The organism is Pseudomonas sp. PS02288, assembly GCF_029959715.1.
Taxonomy (GTDB): Bacteria; Pseudomonadota; Gammaproteobacteria; order Pseudomonadales; family Pseudomonadaceae; genus Pseudomonas_O; species Pseudomonas_O kuykendallii.
On the sequence record NZ_JASCPA010000030.1, the window covers coordinates 26,440 to 42,865 of the forward strand.

17 protein-coding genes are annotated in these 16,426 nt (G+C 63.8%); 2 read left to right on the plus strand and 15 right to left on the minus strand.

Going from position 1 to position 16,426, the window contains the following annotated elements:
• Positions 1-14 precede the first annotated feature (14 nt).
• The 12 genes from QMX85_RS13275 to QMX85_RS13330 all read right to left on the minus strand — a co-directional run bounded on the left by QMX85_RS13275 (position 15) and on the right by QMX85_RS13330 (position 9,224).
• Complete coding sequence (locus QMX85_RS13275) at positions 15-371, minus strand: PilZ domain-containing protein (protein WP_090231254.1); 357 nt, start codon at positions 369-371, stop codon at positions 15-17.
• A gap of 31 nt (positions 372-402) precedes the next feature.
• The gene (locus QMX85_RS13280) at positions 403-1,389 is read right to left on the minus strand and encodes a DNA polymerase III subunit delta' (RefSeq protein ID WP_282341592.1); all 987 of its coding nucleotides are present in this window, start codon (positions 1,387-1,389) and stop codon (positions 403-405) included.
• Complete coding sequence (tmk, locus tag QMX85_RS13285) at positions 1,382-2,014, minus strand: dTMP kinase (RefSeq protein ID WP_282341593.1); 633 nt, start codon at positions 2,012-2,014, stop codon at positions 1,382-1,384. The genes QMX85_RS13280 and tmk overlap by 8 nt, the downstream gene beginning before the upstream one ends.
• A complete protein-coding gene (gene mltG, locus QMX85_RS13290; protein ID WP_282341594.1) occupies positions 2,011-3,084 on the minus strand; it encodes an endolytic transglycosylase MltG in 1,074 nt (357 codons plus the stop codon). Before mltG ends, tmk begins: the two co-directional genes overlap by 4 nt.
• A gap of 3 nt (positions 3,085-3,087) precedes the next feature.
• Positions 3,088-3,903 carry an aminodeoxychorismate lyase gene (gene pabC, locus QMX85_RS13295; RefSeq protein ID WP_282341595.1) on the minus strand — a complete coding sequence of 272 codons (816 nt, stop codon included), beginning with the start codon at positions 3,901-3,903 and terminating at the stop codon, positions 3,088-3,090.
• Complete coding sequence (fabF, locus tag QMX85_RS13300) at positions 3,903-5,147, minus strand: beta-ketoacyl-ACP synthase II (RefSeq protein WP_273233097.1); 1,245 nt, start codon at positions 5,145-5,147, stop codon at positions 3,903-3,905. Before fabF ends, pabC begins: the two co-directional genes overlap by 1 nt.
• A gap of 108 nt (positions 5,148-5,255) precedes the next feature.
• Positions 5,256-5,492 (minus strand): acyl carrier protein, encoded by a 237-nt coding sequence (gene acpP / locus QMX85_RS13305; RefSeq protein WP_003283670.1) that lies wholly within the window; start codon positions 5,490-5,492, stop codon positions 5,256-5,258.
• Positions 5,493-5,685: 193 nt separating this feature from the next.
• Complete coding sequence (fabG, locus tag QMX85_RS13310) at positions 5,686-6,429, minus strand: 3-oxoacyl-ACP reductase FabG (RefSeq protein WP_282341598.1); 744 nt, start codon at positions 6,427-6,429, stop codon at positions 5,686-5,688.
• A gap of 14 nt (positions 6,430-6,443) precedes the next feature.
• Positions 6,444-7,382: an ACP S-malonyltransferase gene (fabD, locus tag QMX85_RS13315; RefSeq protein ID WP_282341599.1), complete on the minus strand. Its 939-nt coding sequence runs from the start codon at positions 7,380-7,382 to the stop codon at positions 6,444-6,446.
• Positions 7,383-7,493: 111 nt separating this feature from the next.
• Positions 7,494-8,504 (minus strand): phosphate acyltransferase PlsX, encoded by a 1,011-nt coding sequence (plsX, locus tag QMX85_RS13320; RefSeq protein ID WP_282341601.1) that lies wholly within the window; start codon positions 8,502-8,504, stop codon positions 7,494-7,496.
• A gap of 2 nt (positions 8,505-8,506) precedes the next feature.
• Positions 8,507-8,689, minus strand: a complete 183-nt coding sequence (gene rpmF, locus QMX85_RS13325; RefSeq protein WP_090231262.1) for a 50S ribosomal protein L32 — start codon at positions 8,687-8,689, stop codon at positions 8,507-8,509.
• A 13-nt stretch (positions 8,690-8,702) separates the two neighbouring features.
• Positions 8,703-9,224, minus strand: coding sequence for a YceD family protein (locus tag QMX85_RS13330; RefSeq protein ID WP_282341603.1), 522 nt, complete (start codon positions 9,222-9,224; stop codon positions 8,703-8,705).
• A 105-nt stretch (positions 9,225-9,329) separates the two neighbouring features.
• On the opposite strand from QMX85_RS13330, the gene QMX85_RS13335 reads away from it, so the two are divergent.
• Positions 9,330-9,908, plus strand: a complete 579-nt coding sequence (locus tag QMX85_RS13335; RefSeq protein ID WP_282341604.1) for a nucleoside triphosphate pyrophosphatase — start codon at positions 9,330-9,332, stop codon at positions 9,906-9,908.
• Positions 9,909-9,940: 32 nt separating this feature from the next.
• Here the strand turns inward: QMX85_RS13335 and sppA are convergent, their stop codons facing one another.
• From sppA to rluC, 3 genes are read right to left on the minus strand one after another with little or no spacing between them, the layout of a single operon-like run.
• Positions 9,941-10,918 carry a signal peptide peptidase SppA gene (gene sppA, locus QMX85_RS13340; RefSeq protein WP_282341606.1) on the minus strand — a complete coding sequence of 326 codons (978 nt, stop codon included), beginning with the start codon at positions 10,916-10,918 and terminating at the stop codon, positions 9,941-9,943.
• Entirely contained in the window at positions 10,908-11,603 is a 696-nt protein-coding gene (locus QMX85_RS13345) for an HAD-IA family hydrolase (RefSeq protein ID WP_282341607.1), read from the minus strand. The genes sppA and QMX85_RS13345 overlap by 11 nt, the downstream gene beginning before the upstream one ends.
• Entirely contained in the window at positions 11,596-12,549 is a 954-nt protein-coding gene (gene rluC, locus QMX85_RS13350; protein ID WP_282341608.1) for a 23S rRNA pseudouridine(955/2504/2580) synthase RluC, read from the minus strand. The genes QMX85_RS13345 and rluC overlap by 8 nt, the downstream gene beginning before the upstream one ends.
• 564 nt (positions 12,550-13,113) lie before the next feature.
• Between rluC and rne the strand changes: the two genes are divergently transcribed.
• A complete protein-coding gene (gene rne, locus QMX85_RS13355; RefSeq protein ID WP_282341610.1) occupies positions 13,114-16,326 on the plus strand; it encodes a ribonuclease E in 3,213 nt (1,070 codons plus the stop codon).
• The last annotated feature ends 100 nt before the right edge of the window (positions 16,327-16,426 follow it).

Genomic DNA, 16,426 nt, shown 5'->3' on the forward strand with positions numbered 1-16,426 from the left:
GCCAACGGGTTGGGTTACATCGTGTGGGTCGGGCGATCGGACTTCAACGCGCCGGCGAGGTAGGTCTCGATCTTGTTGCGGGCGGTGTTGTCACCCTCGTTGAACTGCACGCCTACACCGGCGGCGCGGTTGCCCTGGGCACCCTTCGGCGTGATCCAGACCACCTTGCCGGCCACCGGAATCTTCTCAGGCTCGTCCATCAGGTTCAGCAGCATGAACACTTCGTCACCGAGCTTGTAGCTCTTGTTGGTGGGGATGAACAGACCGCCGTTCCGGATGAAGGGCATGTAGGCGGCATACAGCACGGATTTGTCCTTGATGGTCAAGGACAGGATTCCGTTACGCGGACCCAGGTTCGGTGGCAGGCTCATGCGGTATTCCAATGCGGTAGTTGACGCGATTCTAGCCCGGCCCAGGCAGGCTTGCCCACTGCACGAGGAGAGCCTCGAGAAGCAGCACACGGTTCAGGTTGGCTTTGCCGAGAACCTTCTGCCGCTGCGCCAACAGCCAGTCCTGCATCGACAACAGCTTGGCCTGCGGAGTTTTGTCCGCCAGGTACTGGACGACCTTGCGCATGTCCGCCGGTCCGAGCCCGCCTTCATCACGGGTCAGTTGATAACGCAGCATCAGCTGCGCCCACTGGTGGAACCAGTCGAACAGCAGCTGCAGCGGTACGGCATTCCAACCCTCGGCCAACTGGCTGGCGCCCTGCTGCTGCTTGAGCAGCTTCTTCACCCCGTCGATGACCTGCGCGCGCAGCTCGAGCACACCCTGCCCATGCAGGCGCTTGGCCGCCAGCGGCGAGCCGCCGGCCAGCTCGAGCAGTTCGGTGAGCATCTCCGGCGTCGCCTCGGGGACGTTGGCGGAGAGCCAGGCCAGACTCTGCTCGGCACTCGGCAGCGGGCAGGCCTGCTGTACGCAGCGACTCTTGACCGTGGGCAGCAGGCGGCTGGGCTGATGGCTGATCAGCAGCAGCACGGTGTTTCCCGAGGGCTCCTCAAGGCTCTTGAGCAGCGCGTTGGCGGCGTTGAGGTTCATCGCCTCGACGGGCTCGACGAGGATCACCTTGCGCCCGCCGAGTTGCGCCGTCTGCACCACGAAGGACACCAGCTCGCGCACCTGGTCGACCTTGATCGGCTTGTCGGCCTCTTCGGGCTCCAGCACGAAATTGTCCGGGTGGGTGCCTGCCGCCAACAGATGGCAGGCCTTGCATTGACCACAGGCATCGGCGCCCTGCGGTTGCAGGCAGAGCAGCCGCGCCATCAGCCGCTCGGCGAAGGCGCGCTTGCCGATTCCGGCCGGGCCGTGCAGCAGATAGGCGTGCGCATGCTGGCTGCGCGTGGCCATCTGCTGCCACAACGCGGCCTGCCAGGGAAAGGCTTCAGCCACGGGCCAACTCCAGCAGCTCGGGCAGCAGCCCATCGAGCGCGCGCTGTACGGCGTCCAGCGGCTGCGCCGCGTCGACGATGCGGTAGCGCGCCGGCACGGCGGCGGCGCGGGTGAGATAGGCCTGGCGCACCGCCTCGAAGAAGCCACGGCCCTCCTGCTCGAAGCGATCGAGCCGGCCACGCGCGGCGGCACGCGAGAGGCCGATCTCCACCGGCAGGTCGAAGATCAGCGTCAGTTGCGGGCGCAACTCGCCCTGGACGAACGCCTCGAGCTCGGCAATACGCGCCGTGGACAAGCCGCGACCGCCGCCCTGGTAGGCGTAGGTGGCATCGGTGAATCGATCGCAGAGCACCACGCAACCGCGCGCCAGCGCCGGACGGATGACCTCGGCCAGATGCTGCGCGCGAGCGGCGAACACCAGCAGCAGCTCGGTATCGGCCGCCATGGGCTCGTCGCTGGGTGCCAGCAACAGCTCGCGAATGCGCTCGGCCAGCGGTGTGCCGCCCGGCTCGCGGGTCAGCAGCACTTCGACGCCGTTCGCCCGCAGACGCTCGGCGAGGTACTCGCGATTGGTACTCTTGCCGGCGCCTTCCGGGCCTTCCAGGGTGACGAACAGGCCGCTCACGGGGCTTCCTTCTGCTGGGATTGCGGGGGAACGGGAATTGGCGCCGGACTGGAACGGTAATCGGCGCGGCGCTTTAACTGGTACTCGCGTACCGCACGGTTGTGCGACTCCAGGTCATCGGAGAACAGGTGGCTACCATCGCCCCGCGCAACGAAGTACAGGCTGCTGCCGGGCTCCGGATGCAGGGCGGCGTGGATCGCCTCGCGGCCGACCAGAGAGATCGGCGTCGGCGGCAGCCCGGCGACCATGTAGGTGTTGTAGGGGTTGGCCTCGCGCAGATGGGCACGCGTCAGCTTGCCGTTGTAGCGCTCGCCCAGGCCGTAGATCACGGTCGGATCGGTCTGCAGCAGCATGCCTAGACCCAGGCGGCGGATGAACACGCCGGCGATCTGCCCGCGTTCGGATGGCACGCCGGTTTCCTTCTCCACCAGCGAGGCCATGATCAGCGCCTGGTAGGCGTCGGCGTACGGCAAGCCTTCGGCGCGCTGCGCCCATTCCTCGTCGAGCACCTGTTGCAGGCGCTGCCTGGCCTGCTTCAGCAGGTCGATGTCCTTGGTGCCGCGCACGTAGCGATAGGTGTCCGGGAAGAAGCGCCCTTCAGGATGTGCGCCGGATTCGCCCAGGCGCGCCATCAGTTCGCGGTCGTCCACGCCGGCGAGGGTCTGCTCCAGCTTGGTCTGCTTTTCCAGCGCCTGGCGCACCTGATGGAAATTCCAGCCCTCAACCAGCGTCAGGCTGTACTGAACGACCTCACCGTGCTGCCAAAGGCGAAGCAGATCCGCGGCGCTCATGCCCGGCGTGAGACGGTACTCGCCGCTGTGCAGGCTCTGTCCGGACAGATTGAAACGCCAGTAGAGGCGAAGCCAGAACGAATCGCGCAACACCGCTTCGCTCTCCAGCTCACCCAGCAGGCCACCTGGCGTGCTGCCGCTGGGCACCTCGAGCAGGCGCTCCTCGGCGAGGGCCAGCGGCTGCTGCAGCGCCTCGCGTTGCCGCCAGCCGCAGAAACCCAGCGCAAGACCGCCGAGCAATACGCCAACCTCGAGCAGAATCAACAATTTGCGTATCACGAATCAGAAATCCAGAAGCGTGCGGAGGATGCCCTGCAGTTTACGGGTGAGCGCTCCGGCGGACCAGACATGTCCCTCCAGACGGCGCACGGGCCAGATCCCGTACAGGCTGTTGCAGAGGAACACTTCGTCGGCAGCGAGCAACTCGTCGTAATCGACATCCCGGATCTCAACCACGATCTGCTGTTCCGCCGCCTGCTCCAGCACCCAGGCACGCATCACCCCGGCGACACCGCAGCGGCTCAGCTCGGCGGTAATCAATCGGCCCTCGCGGACCAGGAACAGGTTGCTGAAAACCCCCTCCACCACCCGTCCCGACATGTCCCGCATCAGCCCCTCGGCATAGCGCGGCTCCTGCCACTCGCCACGGGCGATGACCTGCTCGAGCCGGTTCAGGTGCTTCATACCGGCCAGCAACGGCTGCTCGGCGAGGCGCGTGCGACAGGGAAACAGCTCGACACCCTGAGAGACGTTGGCTTGCGCATAGGATGGCCAGGGACTGCCGAACAACAACCGGCGCGGCGTGGGCGCGCCAGGCGGCGCATAACCGCGGGCACCGTCGCCGCGGGTGACGACCAGTTTCGCGACGCCCTCGCCCAGCTGCGTGGCGAAAGCCAACAGCTCGGCGCGCAGCAGCGCCTGATCGAGGGGGATGGACAACCGTCGGCAGCCGTCGGCCAGCCGCGCCAGATGATGCTCGAGCAGACGTGGGCGTGCGCTGTGCACGGCGATGGTCTCGAAAAGCCCATCACCGTAGGCGAGGCCGCGATCCAGGCTGGACAGCGTCTCGCTGGGTCGACCGTCGACCCAGCGGAGCATCAGTCGGCGAACCGGCTGAACACCAGCGAGCCGTTGGTGCCGCCAAAGCCGAAGGAGTTGGTCAGTACGACGTCGATCGGCCGTGCCTTGGCCTGGTTCGCCACGAAATCGAGGTCGCAGCCCTCGTCCGGTTCGTCCAGGTTGATGGTTGGCGGTGCGACCTGGTCGCGGATCGCCAGCACGCTGAAGATCGCCTCGACCGCGCCCGCCGCACCCAGCAGGTGACCGGTCATGGACTTGGTCGAACTGACCGACAGCGCGTAGGCGTGATCGCCGAAGACGCTCTTGATCGCCATCGCCTCGGCGAGATCGCCAGCCGGCGTGGAAGTGCCGTGGGCATTGATGTACTGCACCTGCTCCGGATTCAGCGAAGCGTCGCGCAGCGCGTTGCGGATGCAGCGGGCGGCACCGGCGCCATCATCGGGCGGCGAAGTCATGTGGTAGGCGTCGCCACTCATGCCGAAGCCGACCAGCTCGGCATAGATGGTCGCGCCGCGCGCCTTGGCATGCTCCAGCTCTTCCAGCACCAGCGCGCCGGCACCGTCGGACAGCACGAAGCCGTCCCGGCCCTTGTCCCAGGGACGGCTGGCGCGCTGCGGATCGTCATTGCGCGTGGACAGAGCCCGCGCGGCGGCGAACCCGCCGATGCCCAGGCCACTGGCGGCCATTTCCGAGCCGCCGGCGATCATCACGTCGGCTTCGCCATAGGCGATGTTCCGCGCGGCCATGCCGATGCAATGGGTGCCGGTGGTACAAGCGGTGGCGATGGCGTAGTTCGGCCCCTGGATACCCAGATGGATGGACAGGAAGCCGGACACCATGTTGATGATCGACCCGGGCACGAAGAACGGCGAAATGCGCCGCGGCCCCTGTTCGATCAGCGATTTGCAATTGTTCTCGATGTTGGTCAGGCCGCCGATACCGGAGCCCATGGCCACGCCGATACGCTCACGATTGGCATCGGTGACCTCCAGCCCGGAATCGCGAACCGCCTGGAAGCTGGCGGCCAGTCCGTACTGGATGAACAGGTCGATCTTGCGAGCTTCCTTGGCCGAGAGGTATTCCTCGACATTGAAATTCCTCACCGAGCCCCCGAAACGGGTGCTGTAGGCGGAAAGGTCCATGTGCTCGATGGGAGCGATGCCACTGCGGCCGGCGAGAATTCCTTCCCAGCTGCTCGGCACATCGGTCCCCAGCGGTGACAACATACCCACACCGGTGACCACGACGCGTCTGCGCGACACTGCTATATCCTCTTCTTATCGTGCGCCCTGGAATGGCGCTTAAAGAAAAGCCGCACGCCCCGAAAGGCAGTGCGGCTTTTCCCAGTCGGAAAGTCGACGATTACGAGATCACTGCGCGTGCGCGTTGATGTAATCGATGGCTTCCTGAACAGTGGTGATCTTCTCAGCTTGCTCGTCCGGGATCTCGGTCTCGAATTCCTCTTCCAGAGCCATCACCAGCTCGACGGTGTCAAGAGAGTCCGCGCCCAGGTCTTCGACGAAGGAAGCACTGTTGGTCACTTCCTCTTCTTTGACGCCGAGTTGCTCAGCGACGATTTTCTTGACGCGTTCTTCGATGGTGCTCATGTTTTGTTTTCACTCCTAGTGGACAAGTCCCGGCAGCTGGGCTGCGGGTAAGTGTATAGAAAGGGTTTTCCGCTTTTCAAGCTGAACGCCACCGACCTTCCCTGAGCCGCACGACGCCGCCTATTCTACCAGCGATAATTGGGAGCGGATTCTAGACCGTTCCTGTGACAGATTCCTTAAGGATTCCGTCACATTAGCTCATGTACATGCCGCCGTTGACCGGAATGGTCGCACCAGTGACATAGGACGCGCCATCCGACGCAAGGAAAGCCACGACCTTGGCGATTTCCTCGGCTTGCCCCAGACGGCCCAGCGGAATCTGCCCAAGCAACGCGTCACGTTGCGCTTCCGGCAGTTCACGGGTCATGTCGGTATCGATGAAACCCGGCGCTACCGCATTGACGGTAATCGCCCGCGAACCGACTTCACGCGCCAGCGCGCGACCAAACCCCTCGAGACCGGCTTTGGCTGCGGCATAGTTGGCCTGGCCACCGTTGCCCATGGCGCCGACGACCGAACCGATATTGATGATACGGCCCCAACGCGCCTTGGTCATACCGCGCAGAACGGCCTTGGAGAGACGGAACAGGCTGTTGAGGTTGGTATTGATGACCTCGAACCACTCATCGTCCTTCATGCGCAACATCAGATTATCACGCGTGATCCCTGCGTTATTGACGAGGATCGATGGCTGGCCGAGATGCTGCTGAATGTGTTCCAGGGTGCTCGAGACCGAGTCGCTGTCGGTTACGTCGAGGACCAGGCCAGCGCCTTCGATACCGTTCTGCTTGAGCGTTTCGGCGATGCGTTCGGCGCCGGCGGGCGACGTCGCAGTGCCAATGACGATCGCACCCTGGCGACCCAACTCGAGGGCGATGGCCTGGCCGATACCGCGACTCGCGCCGGTAACCAGCGCCACCTTACCTTGCAAACTCATACTCTTCTCCATGCTCAGGCCAGCGCTGCGCGCGTCGCAGCGAAGGCTTCGGGGGTATCCAGGTTATGCGTGCGGAGGTCTTTCACGCAGCGCTTGTTCAGGCCGCTCAACACCTTGCCAGGACCACATTCGACAAGATCGGTCACGCCCTGTCCTCCCAATCGAACGATGGACTCGACCCAGCGGACCGGGCTGTACAGCTGCGCCAGCAAGTCCCGCTGAAGCGTTTCCAAATCGACAGGCACCGCCGCACTGACGTTCTGCACCAGGGGAATGCTCGGCGCCTGCCAGGCAATCGCCTGAACCGACTCGGCAAAGCGCTCGGCAGCCGGTCGCATCAGCTCGCAGTGCGACGGAACGCTCACCGGCAGCGGCAGCGCGCGCTTCGCGCCACGGGCCTTGCAGGCTTCCATGGCGCGCGCCACGGCAGCCGCACCGCCCGCGATCACGACCTGGCCGGGAGCATTGAAATTCACCGCGCTGACCACTTCGCCCTGTGCCGCTTCGGCACAGGCAGCCAGAACGTCGGCGTCGTCCAGACCGATGATCGCCGCCATCCCGCCCTGCCCGGCCGGCACTGCCTGCTGCATCAACTGTCCACGACGCTCGACCAGCTTCACCGCTGCGGCGAACGGCAGGCTACCGGCAGCCACCAGGGCGGAATACTCGCCGAGGCTGTGCCCGGCAACGAAGGCGGGCGTGGCGCCACCCTCGGCCAGCCAAAGGCGCCAGAGCGCGATCGATGCCGCGAGGATGGCCGGCTGGGTTTTGTCGGTTTCGTTGAGACGCTCCACAGGACCCTGCTGGATCAACGCCCAGAGGTCATAGCCGAGGGCATCGGACGCTTCGGCGAAAGTCTGCAGAACGGTTCCCGCCTGTGCGCCGTGCTCAGCCAGCATGCCGAGCGACTGCGAGCCTTGACCGGGAAATACGAATGCGAGGGGTGCGGACATTGCAACGGGCCCTTTTTGAATCTCTTATCGGAAAAACGCCCGACATGCAGTCCGCTTGCCGGCGTCGCGAATCATCTTTGGATGTCAGAGGATCGAAAACGGTCACACATCCTACAGCAACAGATCTTCGAGGCGCCCATGCAGACGGCGAGGCAGGTTCTCCCGCACCTCCACGACCGCGCGGCGAATAGCGCTCTGAAAACCCTCCTGCCCGGCAGAGCCATGACTTTTCACCACGATGCCCTGCAACCCGAGGAAGCTCGCGCCATTGTGCCGGGCGGGCGCCAACTCGGCCTGCAGCCGGCGCAGGAGCGGCAAGGCGAGAACCCCCACCAGTCGTGAGGTGACGCCCGATCGAAACAGCGCTTCGAGCCGCGACGACACGAGCGAAACCAGGCCCTCGCTGGACTTGAGCAGGATATTGCCAACGAAACCGTCGCACACCACCACATCGGCTTCTCCACGATAGAGACCGTCACCCTCGACGTAACCGATGAAGTTGAGCCCTTCCTCTTTCTGCAGCAGGCTGGCGGCCAGCTTGACCTGCTGGTTGCCCTTGATCTCTTCGGTACCGATGTTGAGCAGCGCAACACGCGGATGCGGAGTGCCCAGGGCCTCGGCGGCGACCACGCCCATCACGGCGAACTGATAGAGGTGCTCGGCCGAACAATCGACGTTCGCACCCAGGTCGAGCAGATGACAGCTTCCGGTGCGGGTAGGAATGGCGGTGACCATCGCCGGACGATCGATACCCGGAAGAGTCTTCAAGAGGTGACGCGACAGCGCCATCAGCGCACCGGTGTTGCCGGCGCTGACACAGGCCTGAGCGTATCCGTCGCGCACCAACTCCAGAGCGACGCGCATGGACGAATCAGGCTTGCCACGCAATGCCTGGGACGGGCGTTCGTTGGTACCGACAACTTCCCCGGCATGCTTTATGTGCAGACGCGAGCGATCGACACCCGGATGGCGTGCAATGATTTCTTCGAGGAGAGCGGTCTGGCCAACGAGGACCACGTGAAGCGAGGGGGATTCAACCAGGCAGGCGATGCTGGCTGGAACAATGAAGCGGGGACCGAAGTCCCCACCCATTGCATCAATCGCGATGATCGGAGCGGACAAGATTACTCGTCGGCGCCCTTGTCGATCACTTTGCGACCGCGGTACACACCTTCCGGGGAAACGTGGTGACGCAGGTGAACTTCACCGGTGGTCTTTTCCACGGACAGGGCGTTCGACTCGAGACCGTCGTGCGAACGACGCATGTCACGGGCGGAACGGGATTTTTTGTTCTGCTGAACAGCCATACTGATTTAACTCCTAAACGTTTGGGTCACGCTTCAACTGGGCCAGTACGCTGAACGGGTTGGACCGCGAAACCTCGTCCTCGCTCGGTTCAGGCTCATCGAGCCCCGCCGGCGGCTGGCAATCTTCATGGACCGGAACGATAGGCAAGGCGAGCAGCAACTCATCCTCAACCAGCGTCAGCAGATCCAGGGGCTCCTCCCCCACCTCCAGCGCGTCATAGCCTTTCGGCACTGACTGGTCGGAAGCCCCTTCCTTGACCACGGCGTAAATGTATTCGCCATGGATCGGCAGAGCGGAGATCTCCAGACAACGCTGGCAGATCATCTTTACCTCAGCGCTGAACTCGCTGCGAATGAACGCAGCGCGACGCTCGTTGCGATCAAACACCAGCTTGACATGCACCGTACCGGCGTTATCAGCGAGTTGAGCGCTCAGACGCGGCAAGCTTGCCTGCTGCAGATCACCCTCAAGGGTGGTACCGCGATCTGCAAGCTTGCGTGGATCAACCTGAGGTGGAATCGGCCCATTCAACATAGGCGCGAGATTCTAGGGATGTAGGTCGTCGCTGTCAAAGAAAATCCACCCTGTCCGCTCTCGGATGCGATCGTTAGAATCCCGGCGAACAACAGGAGAAAACGCATGCTGCCCTTGGTTCTCGCATCCAGCTCCGCCTACCGCCGCGAATTGCTCGAACGTCTGCGCCTGCCATTCAGTTGGTCCGCGCCGGCGATCGACGAAACCCGGCGACCTAACGAGGAAGGCGAAGCCCTGGTACTGCGCCTTGCCGAGGAAAAAGCGCGCGCCCTCACCCACCTGCACCCCCAACACCTGATCATCGGCTCGGACCAAGTGGCCGTTTTGGACGGACAGATTCTTGGCAAACCGATGAGTTTCGCTCGCGCCCAGGCGCAACTGCGTGGCGCCAGCGGCAGCAGCGTGGTGTTTCTCACCGGGGTGGCCCTGCTCAACACCGCCACCGACGAATGCCAGGTGGATTGCGTGCCGTTCACCGTGCACTTTCGCGAACTCGACGACGAACGGATCGAGCGCTATCTGGAAGCCGAAAGGCCCCTTGACTGCGCCGGTAGCTTCAAATCGGAAGGATTGGGCGTCAGCCTGTTTCGGGCGACCGAAGGCAGCGACGCGACGAGCCTGGTCGGACTGCCACTGATTCGCCTGGTGGACATGCTGCTGACCGAAGGCGTTCGGATTCCGTGATCCGCACGCCCTAGCCATATAAGAAGCAGCGATCAGCGCAGCGAAGGACCCTGGAAGCCCATCCACATCGCCAGATTGTCGGCGACGCTGGCACCGATCTTCTTGGCGAAACGGTCGAAAGGCGTTTCCTCGACGGTGTAATCCTTTATTTCCTTCTCGCCGATGACTTCGCGCGCAACGTAACTGGTGCTGCCAAGGCCATCGATCAGGCCCAGTTGCAGCGCCTGTTCTCCCGACCAGATCAGACCGGAAAACAGTTCCGGATGATCCTTGTCCTTCAAGCGGTCGCCACGCCCCTTCTTCACGCTGTCGATGAACTGGCGATGGGTCGTCTGCAACACGCCCTGCCAGAACTCGGCTTCATCCGCCTTGGGTGGCTGGAAGGGATCGAGAAACGCCTTGTGCTCGCCGGAGGTGTAGACGCGACGATCGACCCCCAGCTTCTCCATGGTTCCCACGAAACCGAAACCCGCGGCAGTGACACCGATGGAGCCTACCAGACTGGATTTATCGGCGTAGATCTCGTCGGCCGCACTGGCGATGTAATAGGCACCGGAGGCGCCCAGGTCGGAAATGACCGCATAGACCTTGGTCGCAGGCTTGTCGGCGCGCAGGCGACGGATTTCGTCATAGATATAGCCGGACTGCACCGGGCTGCCGCCTGGACTGTTGATGCGCAGGATCACACCCTTGGTGCTTTCGTCCTCGAAAGCGGCGCGCAGGCTGCCAATGATGTTGTCTGCGCTGGCGGCCTCCTTGTCGGCGATCATCCCGCGCACATCGACCACCGCGGTATAGCTGCCGCTGGACGATCCGGCCTTGCGCAAGTTGAGCATCGGCGAAAACAGCGCCAGCATGCCGAACAGGTAGACGAAGGTCAGCAGCTTGAAGAAGATGCCCCAGCGGCGCGAGCGGCGCTGCTCCTGGACACTGGCGAGCAGTGCCTTTTCCAGCAGCTTCCAGCTCTTTTCGTCGACCGTGGAAGCCGAAGCCTTCCAATCATCCGACATTCTCGTACTCCTTGATCAGTGAGCCATTGGCGACGCCGTCGAACCAGCGGCGCAGTTCGGAAAACTCGTTGATGGCGAGCTTGGGAGCAAACGCGAGCAGCTCGCTCAGCGATTGGGCACCGTAGCCGACCGCCACCGAATCGATGCCCGCGCGGCGCGCCATGTCCAGATCGAACGACGAATCGCCGACCATCAGCGCCTTTTCCGGCGGCACGCCGCAGTGGGCAAGGATCTCGTTGAGCATCAGCGGATCGGGCTTGCTGGCCGTTTCATCGGCGCAGCGGGTGATCTCAAAGTAATCCAGCCAGCCATGCCCCGCCAGCACCCGATCCAGCCCACGGCGGCTCTTGCCGGTGGCGACCGCCATGCGCAGGCCACGCCGGCGAAACGACTCCAGACACTCGACCACCCCAGAAAACAAAGGAGATGGACGCATGTCCAGCGCCATGTAGCGCTCGGCGTAACGCTGCCGGAACACTTCCACCCGGCCGACCTCGACCAGCTCCGGATAAAGCGTGGCAATAGCCTCCGGAAGACCGAGCCCGATTATGCCCTTGATCGCCTCGTCACTGCGTTCGCCCAACCCGTCAAGACTCGCCGCCGCGCGCATCGAATCGACGATACGACCGATGGAATCGCACAAGGTGCCGTCCCAGTCGAAGATCAGCAGTTCGTAATCAGGCACCCAGGCGCTCCAAGGTGCGCCCCCAGACTTCATCCACCTCGGCCTCGACCTTCAACTCGCCACCCTCGGGCAGCGGCACGGTCAGCGCATAGGCATGCAGGAACAGCCGCTTGCCGCCCATTTCGCGGATCTCGCGGGTGAACTCCTCATCGCCGTACTTGCTGTCGCCCGCGATCGAGTGCCCCGCGTGCTTGGCATGAACGCGAATCTGGTGAGTGCGACCGGTGATGGGGCTGGCCTCGACGAGGGTGGCGAACTCGCCGAAGCGACGCAGCACACGAAACACCGTGAGCGCTTCCTTCCCCTCGGGATTGACCTCGACCATGCGCTCGCCGGACCGCAGGTTGTTCTTCAGCAAGGGTGCGCTGATCTTCTTCTTCGCCGCCGGCCAGTTGCCGCGCACCAGCGCCATGTAGCGCTTGTCGACACCGTCGCCGCGCAACGCCTCGTGCAGGTGACGCAGCATGCTGCGCTTCTTGGCGATCATCAGAAGGCCGGAGGTATCGCGATCCAGCCGATGCACCAGCTCGATGTCCTTGGCGTCGGGACGCAACTGGCGGAATGCCTCGATCACGCCATAGCTCAATCCGCTGCCGCCGTGCACGGCGATGCCGGCCGGCTTGTTCAGCACGATCAGGGCCTTGTCTTCGTAGACGATGGCTTTTTCGAGACGCTCGAGCAAACCCAGCGCCAAAGGCGCGGGCTCGTCCCGCTCGGCCATGCGTAGCGGCGGCACGCGCACGACATCCCCGGCCTGCAGCTTGTATTCGGGCTTGATCCGCCCCTTGTTCACACGCACTTCGCCCTTGCGAAGAATGCGGTAAATCAGGGTCTTGGGAACGCCCTTGAGCTGAGTGCGAAGAAAGTTGTCTATACGTTGGCCGGCAAATTCCGGCGAGACCTCCAGCAGTTGAACGCCAGTGGTCGGTTGGGCGGGAGTCGTCATCGCGCAATGATAGCAATTTTTCATGGAATTGAAGCACTTAATGATTACTGCTATAGTCCCGAACGCCGCCAAAAGCGGCCACGGCCTGGTGGACACCCGCTGAATCGTTCGTCCACCGCCGCTAGCAACCCATGCCAGGACGTGAGGCCGTCCGACGAAGTTACCCGCCGTATTGTCGCGAGTAGCTCGAAACCCAGCCTTGAGCCCATACGCGCTGCCCCGTAGGAGCATCGCGATAAATGAAAACCCGCTGCGGATTCTGCGAGCGGCACCCGATTTTCAAGGGATACGTGTAGGGTGGAGATGCACAATCATCGGACTGCGTAGCTTCAGGCTTTATTCAAGACGCTTCATCTCGTCCGCTGTCGATGATTGATTCCTCCTCCTGACAAAGTGCTTTTGTTCCGACAGAAGCAGGAGACGTCGTCGCGAACCCGGCCCCATTGGCCTGGCATCGCTGGACACTACAGCGGTAAGCCGCTGTTGACGCGCACCTGACACCGACCGCGAGAGTCGTGTGTGCCGAACGCCGTTTCCGGCAGCCCGGAAACCGAACGGTATTACATGAAAAGAATGCTGATTAACGCGACTCAACCCGAAGAGTTGCGTGTCGCGCTGGTAGATGGCCAGAAACTCTACGACCTCGACATCGAATCGGGCGCCCGTGAGCAGAAGAAGGCAAACATCTACAAAGGCCGAATCACCCGCGTAGAACCCAGCCTGGAAGCCGCCTTCGTCGACTTCGGCGCCGATCGCCACGGCTTCCTGCCCCTCAAGGAAATTTCCCGCGAATACTTCAGCAAGGCCCCCGAAGGCCGCGTGAACATCAAGGAAGTCCTCAAGGAAGGCCAGGAAGTCATCGTCCAGGTCGAGAAAGAAGAACGCGGCAACAAGGGCGCTGCCCTGACCACCTTCATCAGCCTGGCCGGTCGTTATCTGGTGCTGATGCCGAACAACCCCCGTGCCGGCGGCATCTCCCGCCGCATCGAAGGCGAAGAGCGCAATGAACTGCGTGAAGCGCTGAACGGCCTCGACGCCCCCGCGGACATGGGCCTGATCGTACGCACCGCCGGCCTCGGCCGCTCCAGCGAAGAACTGCAATGGGACCTCGACTACCTGCTGCAACTCTGGACCGCGATCAAGGAAGCCTCGGTAGGCCGTAGCGCACCTTTCCTGATCTATCAGGAATCCAACGTCATCATCCGCGCCATTCGCGACTACCTGCGCCAGGACATCGGCGAAGTGCTGGTCGACAGCGTCGAAGCCCAGAACGAAGCGCTGAGCTTCATCCAGCAGGTGATGCCGCAATACGCCAGCAAGATCAAGCTGTATGAAGACAGCGTTCCGCTGTTCAACCGCTTCCAGATTGAGAGCCAGATCGAAACCGCCTTCCAGCGCGAAGTGAAGCTGCCGTCCGGCGGTTCCATCGTCATCGACCCGACCGAGGCCCTGGTGTCCATCGACATCAACTCGGCGCGTGCGACCAAAGGCGGCGACATCGAAGAAACCGCCCTGCAGACCAACCTGGAAGCGGCCGAAGAGATCGCCCGCCAGTTGCGCCTGCGCGACATCGGCGGCCTGATCGTCATCGACTTCATCGACATGACCCCGGCGAAGAACCAGCGCGCCGTGGAAGAAAAAGTCCGCGAAGCCCTCGAAGCCGACCGCGCACGCATCCAGATCGGTCGCATCTCGCGTTTCGGCCTGCTGGAAATGTCGCGTCAGCGCCTGCGTCCGTCGCTGCGTGAAACCAGCGGCATCGTCTGCCCGCGCTGCAACGGCCAGGGCATCATTCGCGACGTCGAATCGCTGTCGCTGGCGATCCTGCGCCTGATCGAAGAAGAAGCCCTGAAGGACCGCACAGCTGAAGTCCGCGCCCGCGTTCCGTTCCAGGTAGCCGCTTTCCTGCTCAACGAGAAGCGCAACGCGATCACCAAGATCGAGCTGCGTACCCGTGCACGCATCTTCATTCTGCCGGACGACCACCTGGAAACCCCGCACTTCGAAGTGCAGCGCCTGCGCGACGACAGCCCCGAGCTGCTCGCCGGCCAGTCAAGCTACGAAATGGCCGCGGTTGAGGAAGAGGAAGTCCAGCCGGTCAGCGCCACGCGCACCCTGGTTCGCCAGGAAGCAGTGGTCAAGACCGTTTCCCCCGAGCGCCCTGCCCCGGCACCGAGCGCTCCGGTCGCTGCCGCACAACCGGTCGCCAGCGCGCCAGAACCGAGCCTGTTCAAGGGCCTGGTGAAGTCCCTGGTCAGCCTGTTCGCCGGCAAGGAAGAACCCGTCGCCCAGCCCACCGAGCAGAAGCCCGCTGCGCAGCGTCCGCAGCGCAGCGACGAACGCCGCAATGGTCGTCAGCAGAACCGTCGTCGCGACGGTGGCCGTGACAACCGCGAGCCGCGTGAAGCGCGCGCCAATAGCGAAGAGCGCAAACCGCGCGAAGAACGCCAGCCCCGCGAGGACCGCGCACCGCGCGAAGAGCGTGCCCCTCGTGAAGAACGCGCACCTCGTGAAGCCCGCGAGCCACGTGAGGGCCAGGAAACCCGCCGCGAGCGCACGCCGCGCGAGCCGCGTGAAGCCCGTGGTGGCGAAGAGCGTCCGACCCGCGAACTGCGTGAGCCACGCGAGCCGCGTGAAGCCCGCGAGCCGCGTGAACTGCGTGAGCCCCGCGAGCCGCGTGAAGCCCGTGAACCGCGTGAAGAGCGCCAGCCACGCGAGGCCGGCGAAGGCCGTCGTGAACGCACCGAGCGCGCCCCGCGTGAAGAGCGTCAACCGCGCGCCGAGCAGCCGGTGGTGGCCGACGAGGAACTGCTGAGCAGCGAAGAAGTGGTAGAGGAAAGCAACGAAGGCAGCGATGACGACCGTCCGCGTCGCCGTTCGCGTGGCCAGCGTCGCCGCAGCAACCGCCGTGAGCGTCAGCGTGACGCCAATGGCGAGATCATCGAGAACGCCGAGGAAGGTGAAAGCGCGGAAACGTCGAACAATGCGCCTGCCGCTGCCGACATTGCCGTCGCGGCTGCCGTGGCCAGCTCGCTGGCTGCAGCGCCTGCCGAAGGCGACGAGCCGGAAAGCACTCCGGCCCAGGTCGAGGCTGCGCCTGTCGCCGACGACGCACCGGTTGCCGAAACCACCTACGTCCAGCCCATCGCCGAAGTCAGCGAGCCTGTTGCCGTGGAAGCTGCCGAAGCATCGGCGCAGACCCAGGACAGCGAGCTGCCCGCTCCGGTCGAAGCAGAACCACTGGCGAGCGAAGCACCCGCCGCCGTCGAGCAGATCGTCGAGCCGGTCAGCGAGCCCGTCGTCGAAGCCCAGGCGCAGAGCGAGGCGGCCACCGTCGAAGCGGTCGCGCCGGTCATCGAAGCCCCGCAGGCTGAAAGTATCGTGGTCGAACAGGCGGCCGGCGGGCGCGCACCGAACGATCCGCGTGAAGTGCGTCGCCGTCGCCTGGAAGCCGAGCGTCTCGCGCGTGAAGCTGCCGAAGCCGCCACCGTCGGCGAAACCGCCTCGCAGGTCGAAGTGCCCTCGGTCGGCGAAGCACAGCCCGAGCCGGTCGCCGAGTACGCGTCCGAGCTGGGTCAGGCGCCGGTCGCTGCCGAGCCGATGATCGAGGCCGAAGAACCGGCCGCACCGGTCGAAGCCATCCAGCCGGTGGCCGAGACCGAGATCGAAGTCGCCCCGCAAACGTTGGAAGCGCAAGCCGAACAGGCCGCTACCCGTGCACCGGAGCCGACCGAGGTCGAAGCCCAGAACGAAGACGAGGACAAACCGAAGGTTTGATCGAGTCCGAGTAACGAAAAAGGGGATGCCATTGGCATCCCCTTTTTTTATTTCTCCGGCGGACGGTGCGCCAGACGCCAGGAGGCATCGCGATGAACGG

Excerpts from the sequence above, each read along its gene's own strand:
- QMX85_RS13275 (WP_090231254.1), bottom strand. The coding sequence starts at position 371 with ATGAGCCTGCCACCGAACCTGGGTCCGCGTAACGGAATCCTGTCCTTG.
- pabC (WP_282341595.1), bottom strand. The coding sequence starts at position 3,903 with ATGCTCCGCTGGGTCGACGGTCGACCCAGCGAGACGCTGTCCAGCCTG.
- acpP (WP_003283670.1), bottom strand. The coding sequence starts at position 5,492 with ATGAGCACCATCGAAGAACGCGTCAAGAAAATCGTCGCTGAGCAACTC.
- fabG (WP_282341598.1), bottom strand. The coding sequence starts at position 6,429 with ATGAGTTTGCAAGGTAAGGTGGCGCTGGTTACCGGCGCGAGTCGCGGT.
- fabD (WP_282341599.1), bottom strand. The coding sequence starts at position 7,382 with ATGTCCGCACCCCTCGCATTCGTATTTCCCGGTCAAGGCTCGCAGTCG.
- rpmF (WP_090231262.1), bottom strand. The coding sequence starts at position 8,689 with ATGGCTGTTCAGCAGAACAAAAAATCCCGTTCCGCCCGTGACATGCGT.
- QMX85_RS13330 (WP_282341603.1), bottom strand. The coding sequence starts at position 9,224 with ATGTTGAATGGGCCGATTCCACCTCAGGTTGATCCACGCAAGCTTGCA.
- QMX85_RS13335 (WP_282341604.1), top strand. The coding sequence starts at position 9,330 with ATGCTGCCCTTGGTTCTCGCATCCAGCTCCGCCTACCGCCGCGAATTG.
- sppA (WP_282341606.1), bottom strand. The coding sequence starts at position 10,918 with ATGTCGGATGATTGGAAGGCTTCGGCTTCCACGGTCGACGAAAAGAGC.
- rluC (WP_282341608.1), bottom strand. The coding sequence starts at position 12,549 with ATGACGACTCCCGCCCAACCGACCACTGGCGTTCAACTGCTGGAGGTC.
- rne (WP_282341610.1), top strand. The coding sequence starts at position 13,114 with ATGAAAAGAATGCTGATTAACGCGACTCAACCCGAAGAGTTGCGTGTC.